Here is a 13,778-nt window from a genome sequence, read left to right on the forward strand (position 1 = left end):
GGAGACCCGGTCAACGTCCGATAATGTCGGAGTACAGCGTGGTTTCGCTGCGCCGGAGGCGGTGCGGCGGCGGCCGTGCTGCTGACCTGCCGAGCGACGGCGGGCCGGGGACCGATCGGGTGACTTCCGGTGTGCGATATCCGGCAATGTGCCATCATGTCGGCACCCCAGCCGCCTGAATACTTCCGCTAAGTGAGTCCACATGCCGGGTCCAGGCAATGTCGGCGAACGCGTCCGCAACCTGCGGCTGACCAGACGCCTCTCGCAGGCGCAGCTCGCCGGTCACGACCTCTCCGACAGCTACATCTCGTTGATCGAGTCCGGTAAGCGGACTCCGACCCCCACCGTCCTGCGGATGCTCGCCGAACGCCTCGGCTGCACCCCCGAATACCTCGCCGAGGGCGTCGAGCCCGAACAGCGCGCCCATCTCGAAGTCCGGGAGCGGCACGCGCACCTCACCCTGCTCGCGGGCGACGCCGCCGCGGCCGAGGCCGCCTTCGAGGACGTCCTGGACCGCAGCGACGACGCCGACCTCGTCGCGCGCGCCCGCTGGGGCCGTGCCCGCGCCCTGGAGGAGCTGGGCCGGGTGGAGGAGGCCATCGCCCTCTTCGAGGACCTGCGCGAGCAGGCCGACCGCGACCCGGGCCGGTCCAGCCGGCTGCCCGCCGTGATCGCGCTGGCCCGCTGCTACCACGCCGTCGGCGACCTCGGCCAGGCCATCGCGCTGGCCGAACGCGCGCTCGACCGGCTCACCGAACTCGGCCTCACCGTCGGCGCCGAGCGCGCCGAGGCGGGCCGGGTCCTGCTCACCGGCTACCTGGACCGCGCGGACGTCGTGCGCGCCCACGCCCTCGGCCGCCGCCTGCTGGCGCCCCCGGCCGAGGTCATGCCGCTGTGCGCGCACTACCGGCAGGCCAGCACGCGGGCGCTGGACGAGGGCGCGATCGGCGACGCGCTGTACTTCGCCGACCAGGCCCTCGCCACGCGCGGCGGCGAGGAGGCCGAGCGGGCCGAGGCGCGGCTGCGGCTGGCCGCCGCGCGGGCGCTGCTGCGCGGCGTCCCGCCGTTCACCGACGCCGCCACGCCCGAACCGCTCGACCCGGCCGCCCCGCGCGCCGTGCCGAGCGCCGCGGCGGCCCGGGCGGCGCTCGACCTGCTCGCCGGGACGGACGCGCTCGTCGGCGGCGAGGCGGCCGAGGCCACGATCGAGCGGGCGCGCGGGCTGGTGCTCGCCGGGGACGTCGGCGCGGCCATCGCGGCGCTGGAGGAGTTCCTCGACACCGGGTTCGCGCTCGCGGCGCCGGAGAGCACGGCCACCCGTCCGGACGGTGCCCCGTCCGCCCGGACGCGGACGACCGTGCAGGCCAGGCTCGTCCTCGCGCGGGCGCGCGTCGCGCAGCGGGACGGCGCGGCGGCGCTGGTCGTCCTGCGCGCCGCCGCCGGGCAGCTCGCGACGCTGCCGCCGGGCCGCCCGGCCGCGCATCTGGCCCGTGAGCTGGGTGAACTGTTCGAAGCCGCGGGCGACCGTCCGGCGGCGGCCGACGCCTACCGCCGGGCGCTGGAGGCGACCGGGCTGCGCGCGACGCGTCCGGTTCCGGCCGGCGCCGACCTGCCGCGCGTCTGACGCACCGGGCGCCGGTCCCCGGGGACCGGCGCCCGGTGCGACGAGCGTCACGGTTCCGTGGTGGCGCAAACATGGGATGATTGGGTTACCGGCAGACCTGGGAGACACCATGACGTTGCAGGCGGCTCGACGTTCCTCACTGGTCGAGCAGGTCATCGACCAGATGCGCGCCGAGATCGCCTCCGGCGCCTGGCCCCTCGGCGGCCGGATCCCCGCCGAACCGGCGCTGGTCGAACAGCTCGGCGTGGGACGCAACACCGTCCGCGAGGCCGTCCGCGCGCTGACCCACGCGGGCCTGCTCGCGGGACGCCAGGGCGACGGCACCTACGTCATCGCGACCAGCGAGCTGTCGGGCGCCGTCCGGCGGCGGCTGGCGACGGCCGAGCTGATCGAGATCCTGGAGGTCCGGCGCGGGCTGGAGGTCGAGGCGGCGCGGCTCGCGGCCGTCCGCCGCACCGACGCCGACATCGCCGCGATCGACGCCGCGCTCGTCCGCCGGGACGCGGCGTTCGCCGCCGGGGACCGCGACGCGTTCGTGGACGCCGACCTCGCCTTCCACACCGCCGTCGTGGACGCCACCCACAACCGGGTGCTCACCGACCTCTACCGGGACTTCGGCGCCGCGCTGAAACTGAGCATCGGCGGGGCCGGGGAGGCGCTGGACCACACCGACGTCCCGCACGAGCCGATCGCCGCCGCCGTCCGCGCCGGTGACGCGTCCGCCGCCGCTGCCGCCGCGCAGAGCTGCCTCGACCACATCCTGCGGACCCTCTGACCGCCCCCTACCGCGTTCGCGCAGAACTCAAGGCCCATGTCGCACGCCCGTCTCACCGCCCTGTGGACCCTCGCGGGTCTCGTCCTGCTCGCCGTCAACCTGCGCGCCGCCATCACCGGCGTCGCGCCCGTCCTCGCCGACCTGCGCACGGCGCTCGGCCTGTCCGGGGTCGAGGTCAGCGTGCTCACCACGCTGCCCGTGCTGTGCCTCGGCGCGTTCGCCTCGCTCGCGCCGGCCGCCGCGCGGCGGTTCGGGACGGAGACCGCCATCGCCGGGGCGCTCGCGCTCATCACCGGCGGGATCGCGCTGCGGCTGGTGCCGTCGGCGGTCGCGCTGTTCGCCGGGACGGTCGTCGCCGGGGCCGGGATCGCGCTCGGGAACGTCCTGCTGCCCGCCGTCATCAAGCGGGCGTTCCCGGACCGCGTCGGGCCGCTGACGGGCCTCGCGATGATGCTGATGGCGTGGAGCGGGGCGTTCGCTGCGGCGCTGGCCGTCCCGCTGGACGACGCGGGCGGCTGGCGGTTCGCGCTCGCCGTCTGGGCCGTGCCGTCGCTGGTCGCCCTGCTGGTGTGGGGGCCGCTCGCCCGGCGGTCCGCGCCGCCCGCGCCGCCGTCGTCGTCCCGGAACGTTCCCGTGTCGCTGCTGCGGAGCCCGCTCGCCTGGGCCGTCGCGACGTTCATGGGCCTGGCGTCGCTGATGTTCTACGTCCTGATGTCGTGGCTGCCGGAGATCATGCGCGACCACGGCGTCGCCGCCTCGACGGCCGGGATCATGATGTCCGCGATGCTGCTCATCGGCATCCCGCTCGGCTACGTCGTGCCGGTGTTCGCGGCGCGGCTGGCGGACCAGCGCGTCCTCGTGCTGGCCGTGGGCGGCTGCATGGTCGCCGGGGTCGGCGGGCTGATCGTCGCGCCCGGGCTCGGCTGGGCCTGGGTGGTGCTGCTCGGCGTCGCGACCGGCAGCGCGTTCCCGCTCGCCTACACGCTGCTCACGCTGCGCTCGCCGAGCCCGGCCGTCGCGGCGCGGCTGTCGGGGATGGCGCAGACGGGCGGCTACCTGCTGGCCGGATTCGGACCGCTCGCGGTCGGCGTGCTGCGCGACGCCACCGGCGGCTGGACGGTCTCGCTCGCGCTGCTGCTCGTCCTCGTCGTGCCCGAGGTCGTGTTCGGGCTGGTCGCGGCGCGTCCGGGGTTCGTCCGGACCGTCGGCGCGCCCGTCCCGGCGGCGGAGCCGGTCGCCGTCCGCTAGAGGTCGATCGCGTCCAGGTCGAGCACCCGCGCGTGCAGGACCTGCCGCTGCTGGAGCGCGGCCCGCAGCGCGCGGTGCAGGCCGTCCTCCAGGTAGAGGTCGCCCCGCCACTGGACGACGTGCGGGAACAGGTCGCCGTAGAACGTCGAGTCCTTGGCCAGCAGCGACTGGAGATCGAGTTCGCGCTTGGTGCTGATGAGCTGGTCCAGCCGCACCTGGCGCGGGGGGATCCGGGCCCAGTCCCCCGAGGAGAGCCGGTGCTCGGGGTACGGCTTCCCGTCGCCCACCGCCTTGAAGATCACACCGCGAGTCTAAAGGCTCGCCGCGCCGTCCGCCCGGTCCGCGCGGCCGTCCCCCGCGCGGGGGACGGCGCTCCCTCCCGGCGGTGACGACCCCCGCCGGGCGGCTCCGTAACTTCCTTTTCGTCCGGATCTACGAGGGGGAACGGGGTGTGGGCCGCCGTGGGCGTTCTCAAACAGACAACATCGTCTGCTAGCGTCCGTGACGGGCGCGGCGCCGGGCGGGCGGCGTCGTGCCGACCGCGTCGCCGGATCGGAGCGATCCACGCACAGCCCGAGTGAATGACCGGATAGTCCTGATTTTCAGCCGTACGAAACGAACGTGGCAGGAGAAATGGGCAAAATGTCTGAGTCTGTGGTCGACGTCGATGGCGGGCCGGCCCTCCCCATGCCGAGGGAGTGTCCCTTCGACGTTCCGGCGGGCTACCGCGACATGCGCGCGGAGAACCCCATCGCCCGGGTGACGCTGCCGAGCGGCATGCGGCCCTGGTTCGTCACGCGGCATCGTCATGTCCGGCAACTGCTCGTCGATCCCCGGCTCAGCTCGGATCACGACAACCCCGACTACCCGGTGATGGTGACGCTCCCGCCGGCGATGAAGGAAGGCGTCAACAGCGTCACGCGGACGCTGCTGGGTCTCGACGCCCCCCAGCACCTCGCCCATCGGCGGATGCTGGCGGGAGAGTTCACCGCCTTCCGGGTGCGGGCGATGCGGCCCCGGCTCCAGGAGATCGTGGACGGCGTCATCACCGAGATGCTGTCCGCCCCCGGCCGGACGGCCGACCTCGTCGAGGCCCTGGCGATTCCGCTCCCTTCGCTGGTGATCTGCGAAATGCTCGGCGTCCCCTACGAGGATCGCGCCGCGTTCCAGAAGCACGCCACCACGGTCCTGAACCGGTCGAGCACGCTCGAACAGCGCACCGTGGCGGTGCTCAGGGTCCACGAGTACATGGACCGGCTCGTCACCGCCCAGGAGGCCGATCCCGACGAGGACACCATGTTGGGACGGCTGATCCTGCGCAATCGCGTGGACGGCGTGCTCGACCACAAGGCGCTCGTCGGAATCACGATCCTGCTGTTCGTCTCGGGCTACGAGACGACCGCGAACAGCATCGCCCTCGGGGTGGCCAAGCTGCTGAGCGACCGGGAGCAGCGGGAAACGCTCCTCGCGAACCTGGACCTGCTTCCCGGCGCGGTCGAGGAACTGCTGCGCTACTTCTCGATCGTGGACATCGTCTTCCGCGTCGCGGTGGAGGACATCGAGATCGACGGCGTCGTCATCAAGGCCGGTGACGGTGTGGCGCTGTGCCTCGGTTCGGCCAACCGGGACGAGTCGGTCTTCACAACGCCGGACTCGCTGGACCTGACGCAGAACGCCCAGCAGCAGCTGAGCTTCGGCCACGGAATCCACAACTGCCTCGGCCAGCACCTCGCCCGCGTCGAAATGGAACTGGTCCTGGAGACCCTGTTCGCGCGGGCGCCGGAACTGCGGCTCACGGTTCCGGTGGACGATCTCGTCTTCAAGGAGAATTCCGAGGCCTTCGGGGTCTTCGAGGTTCCCGTCGCCTGGTGAGCGCAGCCCTGATCCGCCCGCGCACCCGCGGAGGTCCCGTGATCGCCTTCTTCGACGTCGACGAGACCCTGATCTCGATCAAGAGCATGTTCTCCTTCCTGGAGTTCCACCTGCGCTGGCGCGGCGAACCGCCGGGCGCCTACGAACGGATCGCGGCGAGCCTGCGGGCGGCGGCGGCCCGGGGCGTCCCCCGCGCCGAGGTGAACCGCTCCTACTACCGCTTCCTCGCGGGCGAGTCGGCGCTCCGCCTGTCCGACTCGGGCCGGTACTGGTTCGACGCGCAGGACGACCGCCTGTTCAACCCCCGCACGGTCGAGGCGCTGCGGCGCCACCGCGCGGCGGGGGACCGGATCGTGCTGCTGTCGGGGTCGTTCTTCCCCTGCCTGGACCCGATCGCCGCCGCCGTCGGCGCCGACTGGACGCTCGGCACCCGTCCGCTCCTGCGGTACGGCCGGCTGACCGGCGAGGTGCTGGTGCCGATGATCGGCGCCGCGAAGGGCCGCGCCGCCCGCGCGGCGACCGTGGTCACCGGCGTCCCCCGCGCGGCGTGCGCGGCCTACGGCGACCACGTGAGCGATCTTCCGCTGCTGGAGGCGGTCGGACGTCCCGTCGTCGTCGGCGCGGACCCCGTCCTGACCGCCCACGCCCGCCGTCACGGCTGGACCCTCCTGGAGTCGGCCGCCGCCTGAGCCGGGACGCCCATTTCCGCAACCGAACGCTGGAAAAGGAACCATGATGTCCGCTGATATCTCGCGTGCCCGCCCGGCGGAGCCCATCGCGATCGTCGGAATGGCAGGCCGCTTCGCCGGGGCGGACGACCTCGACGCGTTCTGGGAACTGCTCGTCTCCGGAACGGACGCCGTCACGGAGATCCCGCCGTCCCGTTATGACGTCGACGCCGTCTACGACCCCGTCCCGCGGACGCCCGGAAAGACCGTGAGCAGATGGGGCGGTCTCCTGGACGACATCCGGGGATTCGACGCCGAGTTCTTCGGCATCGCGCCCAAAGAGGCGGCGCTCATGGATCCGCAGCAGCGGCTCCTGCTGGAGGTCTCCCACGAGGCGCTGGAGGACGCCGGGCAGCGGCTCGAAGACCTCGCCGGCAGCGACACCGGCGTGTTCGTGGGCCAGATCGGCAGCGACTACTGGCACCTGCAATACCGGCACCCCGAATCTCTCGACCTCTACGCGATGACCGGGGCGGCGTCCCGCGCCATCACGGCGGGCCGCGTGTCGTTCGCCTACGACCTGCGCGGGCCGAGCCTCGCCGTCGACACCGCGTGCGCGTCGTCGCTCGTCGCGGTGCACCAGGCCGTGCAGGCGATCCGGCTGGGCGAGTGCGGCCTCGCGATCGCGGCGGGCGTGAACCTCATCCTGCTGCCGGAGGAGGGCGTGGCCTACTCCGGGGTGGGGATGCTCGCCGAGGACGGCCGCTGCAAGTTCGGGGACGCCTCCGGCGACGGCTTCGTCCGCAGCGACGGCGTCGGCGCGGTCTTCCTCAAGCCGCTGGCGCGGGCGCTCGCCGACGGGGACAGGATCCGCGCCGTCCTGCGGGGCACGGCGGTCGGCAACGACGGCCGCAGCAGCGGCTTCCTGGTCACCCCGGCGGTGGAGGGGCAGAGCGACGTCATCCGCCGCGCCTACGCCGACGCAGGTATCGACCCCGCCGACACCGACTACGTCGAGGCGCACGGCACGGGCACGCCCGCCGGGGACCCCGTCGAACTGGCCGCCCTCGCCGCGGTGCTGGGCGCGGGACGCCGTCCGGACCGGCCGTTCCTCGTCGGGTCGGTCAAGACCAACATCGGGCACGCGGAGGCCGCCGCAGGCATCGCCTCGCTCATCAAGACGGTGCTGAGCCTGGAGCACGGGACGGTGCCGCCGAGCCTGCACCTGCGCGACCCCAACCCCGAGGTGGCCTGGGACGACCTCCCCCTCGCGATCGCGACCGAGGCCACGGACCTGCCCGAGCGGGGGCGTCCCGCCGTCGCGAGCATCAGCAGCTTCGGCTTCAGCGGGACCAACGCCCACCTCGTCCTGACGGCGGCGCCCGAGCGGCCCGCTTCCGCTCCGGCGCCCGAGCGCGACGAGCTGCTGCTGCTCGCGGCGGCCGACCCGGAGGCGCTGACGGAACTCGCCGCCCGCACCGCCGAGCACCTGGCCGGGACCGGGGACTCCCTGCACGACGTGTGCTTCTCGCTGGCCACGCGCCGGTCCCACCTGGAGAGTCGGCTCGCGGTGCCCGTCGCGTCGCGCGAGCAGGCCGTGGACGCGCTCCGCGAGTTCGTCGCGGGCAGCGACGCGCCGGACCTGTCCACCAGCGAGTACACCGACGCCGCGAGCCGTCCGCGCGTGGCGTTCGTCTTCCCCGGCCAGGGGTCGCAGTGGGTCGGGATGGGACGGGAGCTGCTGGCGTCCGAGCCGGTGTTCGCCGACGCGATCCGCGCGTGCTCGGGCGCCATCGAGAAGGAGGCCGGGTGGTCCCTGCTCGACCTCCTGGCGGACGGCACCGGCGACTGGTTCGAGCTGACCTCGATCGTCCAGCCGACGCTGTGGGCGATGGAGATCGCCCTCGCCGCGCTCTGGCGGTCGTGGGGCGTGGAACCCGACGTCGTCATCGGGCACAGCATGGGCGAGGCCGCCGCCGCGCACGTCTCCGGGGCGCTCAGCCTGGCGGACGCCGCCGCCGTCATCTGCCGACGCAGCAAGCTCGCCGAGCGGCTGGCCGGGCAGGGGATCATGGCCTGGGTCGCGCTGTCGGGGGCCGAGGCCGCCGCCGCGATCGCGGGGCACGAGCGGTCGGTCGCCGTCGCGGCGTGCAACAGCCCGACGTCCACGCTCATCTCCGGGGACGCGGACGCCGTCCGGTCGATCCTGGCCGACCTCGACCGCCGCGACGTCGTCAACCGCGTCGTCCGCGTCGACTTCGCGTCGCACTGCCCGCAGATCGACCGCATCGCCGACGACCTGCGCCGGGAGCTGAAGGACGTCGCGCCCCGGGCGGGAACGATCCCGCTGCACTCCACGCTGCTCGGCGAACCGCTCTCCGGGGCCGAGCTGGACGCGGACTACTGGGTCCGCAACATCCGCGAGCCCGTCGACTTCGTCGGCGCGGTGGGCGCGCAACTCGACGCCGAGGACACCGTCTTCGTCGAGATGAGCCCGCATCCGCTGCTGGTCAACGCCGTGAAGGAGACCGCGCGGGCGCACGGGGCCGAGACGGTCTCGGTGGGGTCGCTGCGCCGGGACGAGCCGGAACGCGCCGCCCTGCTCGCCGGTGTGGGGGCGCTGTTCACGGCGGCAGTGCCGGTCGACTATGCGGCGCTGTTCGGTGGGGGCGAGTTCGTTCCCGTCCCGCACCACCCGTGGCGGCGCACGGACTTCTGGCTGCCCGAGCGGCCCGCGCCGGCCGGGCATCCGCTGCTCGGCGTGAAATCCGCCGGCCCGGACGGTGGACTCGTCTACACGGGGCCCATCGACCTGCGGCGCAACGCCTATCTCCTGGACCACCGGGTGCAGGAGACGGTGATCCTTCCGGGCACCGCCCATGTCGAGATGATGCTCGCGGCGGCGCGGCCGATCCTCGGCGCCGGGCCGGTCGCGCTCGCCGACGTCCACTTCGAGCGCGCCGTCTTCCTGGACGAGGGCGAGCCCGGCGGCGAGGTCCGCGTCACCGCCGTGCCCGCGCCGGACGGCTCCGTGCGCTGCGAGATCCGGTCCCGCACGGACGAGGGCGAATGGGTCGCGCACAGCCGCGGCGTCGCGCGGCGCATCGAGCGTCCCGCGCGGGCGGCCGGCGCGTCGTGGGATGCGATCAAGGCGCGCTGCCCCGAGCACCAGGACCGCGCCGCGTTCTATCCGACGCACGCCGCCCGGGGCAACCAGTGGAACGGGACGTTCCAGGGCATCGCGGACGTGTGGCGGCGGGAGGGCGAGGCCCTGGCGCGCCTGGACTGCCCCGCCGCGCTGCGCGCCTCGCTCGCCGAGCACGAGTTCCACCCCGCCCTCCTGGACGCCGCCGGGCAGTCGATCGTCGCGGCCCGGCCCGACGTCGCCGCGGGCCAGGACCAGGTGTTCGTCCTCGGAAGCATCGCGGAGGTGCGCGTCTACGGCCGGCCGACCACGCGCTGCCACAGCCACGCGCTGCTCACGCGCTCCGCCCGCGACGACTCGTTCACCGGTGAAGTCGAAATCTACGATGAGGAGGACAATCTGGTGGGCGAGCTGCGAGGCGGGCGCCTCCAATACCTCCTCGGGGCGAGCGCCGACGCCGCGTCCGCGCCGGAGAGCGAGCACGCGCGGTGGCTGTACGACGTGGAGTTCGCCCCCTGCGCGGCACCGGCGCCGGTGGCCGGCCGGACGGGCACCTGGGTCGTCCTGACCGACAGCGGCACGGTGGGACGGCGCGTGCTCGCGGCCCTGCGCGAGCGGGGCGCGGACGCGGTCGTGATCAGCGCCGCCGAGCGCTTCCACGCCGGGGCGGCGGACCGGTTCCGCATCGACCCCGATCGGCCGGCGGACTACCGGGCGGCGCTCACGGAGATCGCCTCGCGCGGCGCGATCGGCGGCGTCGTCCATCTCTGGTCGGCCGACGTCACGGTCGCGCCGGACCCGTCCGGCAAGGAGATCGACCGGGCCGCGCTGCTGGCGTGCCGGTCCGCCGTCCATCTGGTGCAGGCGCTGGAGGACCTCGGCCTGCCCGGTGATCCGCGGCTGTGGCTCGTCACCCGGGACGCGCAGCGGGCGCTCCCCGGCGACGAGGTGACGGGCGCTCTCCAGGCGCCGCTGTGGGGCCTCGGTCGGACCGCCGCCGCCGAGCACCGGAGCCTGCGCGTCGGTCTCCTCGATCTCGACCGGGATCCCGACAGCGCCCGCACGGCGGCGGACCTGCTGCTCGGCGACACGGCCGAGGACCAGCTCGCCGTCCGGCGCGGGCACGCGTACACCGCGCGGCTCGTCGAGCATCGCGCGGCGGCGGGGCGCGGCGCGCGGAAGGTGACCATGCCGGTGCCGGGCGTCCTGGACGACCTGACGGAAGTGCCGGTCGGGCCGCTCGTGCCGGGGCCGGACGAGGTCGTCATCGACGTCTCGCACGCCGCCCTGAACTACCGCGACGTGCTCATGGCCGTCGGGATGTACCCCGGTCAGTCGCTCACCGCGAGCCCGAAGCTCGGCTGGGAGTGCGCGGGGACGGTCGCGGCCGTGGGCGCCCGGGTCCGCGACGTGGCCGTCGGCGAGGAGGTCGTCGCCATCGCGGAGGGGGCGCTCGCGTCGCGGGTCGTGGCCCCGTCCGTGCTGGTCGCGCCCAAGCCGCGCCGCATCACCGCGGCCGAGGCCGTCACGCTTCCCGCCGCCTACATCACGGCCTACTACGCGCTGTGCGACCTCGGTGGGATCGGCGCGGGTGACAAGGTGCTCGTCCACACCGCGACCGGAGGCGTCGGGCTCGCGGCACTCCAGATCGCGCGGTGGAAGAACGCGGTGGTCTACGGCACCGCCGGAAGTCCCGAGAAGCGGCGGTTCCTGGACGACCTCGGGGTCGCCGGGACGTCCACGTCGCGGTCGACGGCCTTCGCGGAGGACTTCGCGGGCGTCGGCTTCGACCTGATCCTCAACACGCTCACCGGGCCCGCGGTGGACGCGAACCTTTCTTTGATGGCGCCCTATGGCCGCTACCTGGAGATCAGCAAGCGGGACATCCTCGAAGGGAACGGCGTCTCGCTGGCGCACTTCGCCCGGAACCTCAGCTTCCACGCCGTCGACCTCGTCGCGATGATGGCCGAGGTGCCCGAACGTCCCGGGCGGGTCCTGCGCGAGGTGTGCGCGCTCGTGGACGACGGCGTGCTCGACCCGCTGCCGTTCGTCCAGTACCCGGCGTCGCGGGCGGCCGAGGCGTTCCTGCTCATGGGGCAGGCGCGGCACACCGGGAAGATCGTCGTGTCGTTCGAGGAGCCGTCGGCCGCCGTTGCCGCGCCGGTCTTCCGTCCGGACGCGTCGTACCTGGTCACCGGCGGTCTCGGCGGGATCGGCGCGAAGGTCGCGGACTGGCTCGTCGACCACGGGGCCCGGCGCCTGGTCCTGACCGGGCGCAGCGCGGCGGACCCGGAGCATCCCGTGCTCGCCGGGCTGCGGGCGCGGGGCGCCGAGTGCGCCTACGCCGCCGTGGACGTGGCCGACGCCGACGCGATGCGCGATCTCTTCGCCCGCTTCCCGGATCTGCGCGGTGTGTTCCACGCCGCGGGAACGGTCGACTATGCGCCGTTGCGCGAGATCGACGGGGCCGATCTCGACGCGCTGCTGCGACCCAAGATCCGGGGGACGCTCAACCTGGACCGGCTCGCACCCGCCGGGCTGGACCACTTCGTCCTGTTCTCGTCCGGTTCGGCGCTGCTCGGCTCGCCGTTCCTCGGCGGTTACGCCGCCGGGAACGCCTTCCTGGACGCACTCGCGCACCGGCGCCGTGCGCGCGGCGTGCCCGCGACGGTCGTCAACTGGGGGTTCTGGGGCGACGTCGGCATGGTGGCCCGGCGCGAGCAGGAGGACGGCCGGAGCCTCGTCCCGACCGGGATGAGGAGCTTCGACGCGGACACCGGACTGGCGATTCTCGCCGAACTCATCGCGGCCGACGCGCCCCAGACGGCCGTGCTCCCGGCCGACTGGGCGGAATGGGCCGCGGCCTATCCGGAGGCGGCGACGTCCCGGCTGCTCAGCGGCCTCGTCCCCGGCACCTCCCCGGCGCCGCCGCGCCCGGCTGCGACGACTCCCCGCCCGGCCGCGCCGAGTCCGCGTCCGGCGGCGCCGACCTCGCCTCCGGCGACGCCCCCGCATCCGGCCGCGCCGACGCCGCGCCCCGCCGCGCAGGTTCCGCGCCCGGCCGCGCAGGTTCCGCGCCCGGCCGCGCAGGTTCCGCGCCCGGCCGCGCCTCCCCCGGTTCGGGCGGCGGTTCCGGTCGCGGTTCCGGCGGCGGTGGCCGACGACGTCGAAGGCGTCCTGCTCGACAAGGTCGCGGAAGTGCTCGGCCTCAAGCCGGAGCGCATCAACACCAAACGTCCCCTCAACAAGATGGGTCTCGACTCGCTCATGGCAGTAGAGCTGCGCAACCGCGTGGAACGGGAGCTCGGGACGAAGCTCCCCATCGTCAAACTCCTCAAGGGCGGCAGCATCGCCTCCGTCGCCGAGGCCATCCGCGAGCTGAAGGCGGAGGGCGCGGCGTGAAGACCCCCGGAATCCACGTGGCGGGCCTGGGCGTCGACATCCCGCCGATCGTCGACGCGCGCGAGGCCGTCGAACTCGGCCTCTACGACCCCGCCCACCACGAGGTGTACGGCTGGACCGGCGCGGCGGTCGCCGGCGACCGGCCCGCGCCCGACATGGCCGTGACGGCGGCCCGGCAGGCGATGGCGCGGTCCGGCGTGCTCGGGGACGACCTCGACGTGCACTTCCACGCGTGCGGCCACGAGCAGGGCCCCGAGGGATGGCCGGCGCAGCACTACATCCTGCGGCACCTGACCGACAAGGACGTGCCGTCGTTCCGGGTGTGGCAGGCGTGCAGCGGGATGATCGGGGCCGTCGAGCTGGCGGCGTCCCATCTGCTGGCGAGCCCCGAGCGCCGGGCCGCGCTGGTGACGGGTGCGGACAACACCGGCGTCCCGGGCTTCAACCGCTGGGCGCTGGGGCTCCAGAACGGCGTCGTCGGCGACGCGGGGAGCGCCGTCGTGCTGTCCACCCGGTCGGGGTTCGGGCGTCTGCTGGCGATCAACTCGGGGTCGACGGCCGAGGTCGAGGAGCAGTTCCGCGGGCCGTGGCCGCTGTTCCCGCCCCACCGGGCCACGCCCGAGGACGCCGTCGACCTCAACGCCCGGCTGGCGGCGGCCGGCGGGCTGGACGAGACGCTGGCGGAGATCGTCCGCCGCCAGACCGACCTGCGGATCGATCTCGCGACGCGCACCGTCGCCGAGGCGGATCTCGACCTGGCGGACATCACGCGGGTCGCGCACATCTTCACGGGCCAGGAGACCTACCTGAAGACGATGCTCGACCCGCTGGGGTTCAGCACCGCCCACGGGCTGCTGGAGTTCGGCCGGCAGTTCGGCCACCTCACCGTCAACGACCAGGTCGTCGGGCTGGAGCACCTGGTGCGGACCGGGCAGGTCGGGCCGGGCGACCATGTGCTGCTCCTCGCGCAGGGCGGCGGCGTCGCGACGACCTGCGCGGTCGTCGCGATCGACGAGAACCCCGGCTGGCGGGACTGAGCCCGGC

The 13,778-nt window shown here is 74.2% G+C and carries 8 protein-coding genes; 7 read left to right on the top strand and 1 reads right to left on the bottom strand.

Annotation, left to right across the window (positions count from 1 at the left end; genetic code table 11):
* Positions 1-202 precede the first annotated feature (202 nt).
* From GQ466_RS15955 to GQ466_RS15965, 3 genes are all read left to right on the top strand, one after another.
* Positions 203-1,624, top strand: coding sequence for a helix-turn-helix transcriptional regulator (locus GQ466_RS15955; RefSeq protein WP_161103609.1), 1,422 nt, complete (start codon positions 203-205; stop codon positions 1,622-1,624).
* A gap of 109 nt (positions 1,625-1,733) precedes the next feature.
* A complete protein-coding gene (locus GQ466_RS15960; RefSeq protein WP_161103610.1) occupies positions 1,734-2,399 on the top strand; it encodes a FadR/GntR family transcriptional regulator in 666 nt (221 codons plus the stop codon).
* Between the two features lie 36 nt (positions 2,400-2,435).
* Positions 2,436-3,647, top strand: coding sequence for a CynX/NimT family MFS transporter (locus tag GQ466_RS15965; protein WP_161103611.1), 1,212 nt, complete (start codon positions 2,436-2,438; stop codon positions 3,645-3,647).
* Here the strand turns inward: GQ466_RS15965 and GQ466_RS15970 are convergent.
* Entirely contained in the window at positions 3,644-3,949 is a 306-nt protein-coding gene (locus GQ466_RS15970; RefSeq protein WP_161103612.1) for a type II toxin-antitoxin system VapB family antitoxin, read from the bottom strand. The two genes, GQ466_RS15965 and GQ466_RS15970, sit on opposite strands and share 4 nt — an antisense overlap.
* Positions 3,950-4,289: 340 nt before the next feature.
* On the opposite strand from GQ466_RS15970, the gene GQ466_RS15975 reads away from it, so the two are divergent.
* The 4 genes from GQ466_RS15975 to GQ466_RS32360 are packed head-to-tail and all read left to right on the top strand — an operon-like array spanning position 4,290 to position 13,771.
* Positions 4,290-5,519: a cytochrome P450 gene (locus tag GQ466_RS15975; RefSeq protein ID WP_161103613.1), complete on the top strand. Its 1,230-nt coding sequence runs from the start codon at positions 4,290-4,292 to the stop codon at positions 5,517-5,519.
* A gap of 38 nt (positions 5,520-5,557) precedes the next feature.
* On the top strand, positions 5,558-6,208 hold the full coding sequence (locus GQ466_RS15980) for an HAD family hydrolase (RefSeq protein WP_337193488.1): 651 nt from the start codon (positions 5,558-5,560) through the stop codon (positions 6,206-6,208).
* A 46-nt stretch (positions 6,209-6,254) separates the two neighbouring features.
* The gene (locus GQ466_RS15985) at positions 6,255-12,734 is read left to right on the top strand and encodes a type I polyketide synthase (RefSeq protein WP_161103614.1); all 6,480 of its coding nucleotides are present in this window, start codon (positions 6,255-6,257) and stop codon (positions 12,732-12,734) included.
* A complete protein-coding gene (locus tag GQ466_RS32360; RefSeq protein WP_161103615.1) occupies positions 12,731-13,771 on the top strand; it encodes a 3-oxoacyl-[acyl-carrier-protein] synthase III C-terminal domain-containing protein in 1,041 nt (346 codons plus the stop codon). The genes GQ466_RS15985 and GQ466_RS32360 overlap by 4 nt, the downstream gene beginning before the upstream one ends.
* Positions 13,772-13,778: the final 7 nt, after the last annotated feature.

This window comes from Actinomadura rayongensis, from assembly GCF_009831215.1.
Lineage (GTDB): Bacteria > Actinomycetota > Actinomycetes > Streptosporangiales > Streptosporangiaceae > Spirillospora > Spirillospora rayongensis.

Bases quoted from the DNA above. Each gene is read 5' to 3' on its own strand.
- GQ466_RS15955 (WP_161103609.1), top strand. From the start codon at position 203: ATGCCGGGTCCAGGCAATGTCGGCGAACGCGTCCGCAACCTGCGGCTG.
- GQ466_RS15960 (WP_161103610.1), top strand. From the start codon at position 1,734: ATGACGTTGCAGGCGGCTCGACGTTCCTCACTGGTCGAGCAGGTCATC.
- GQ466_RS15965 (WP_161103611.1), top strand. From the start codon at position 2,436: ATGTCGCACGCCCGTCTCACCGCCCTGTGGACCCTCGCGGGTCTCGTC.
- GQ466_RS15975 (WP_161103613.1), top strand. From the start codon at position 4,290: ATGTCTGAGTCTGTGGTCGACGTCGATGGCGGGCCGGCCCTCCCCATG.
- GQ466_RS15985 (WP_161103614.1), top strand. From the start codon at position 6,255: ATGTCCGCTGATATCTCGCGTGCCCGCCCGGCGGAGCCCATCGCGATC.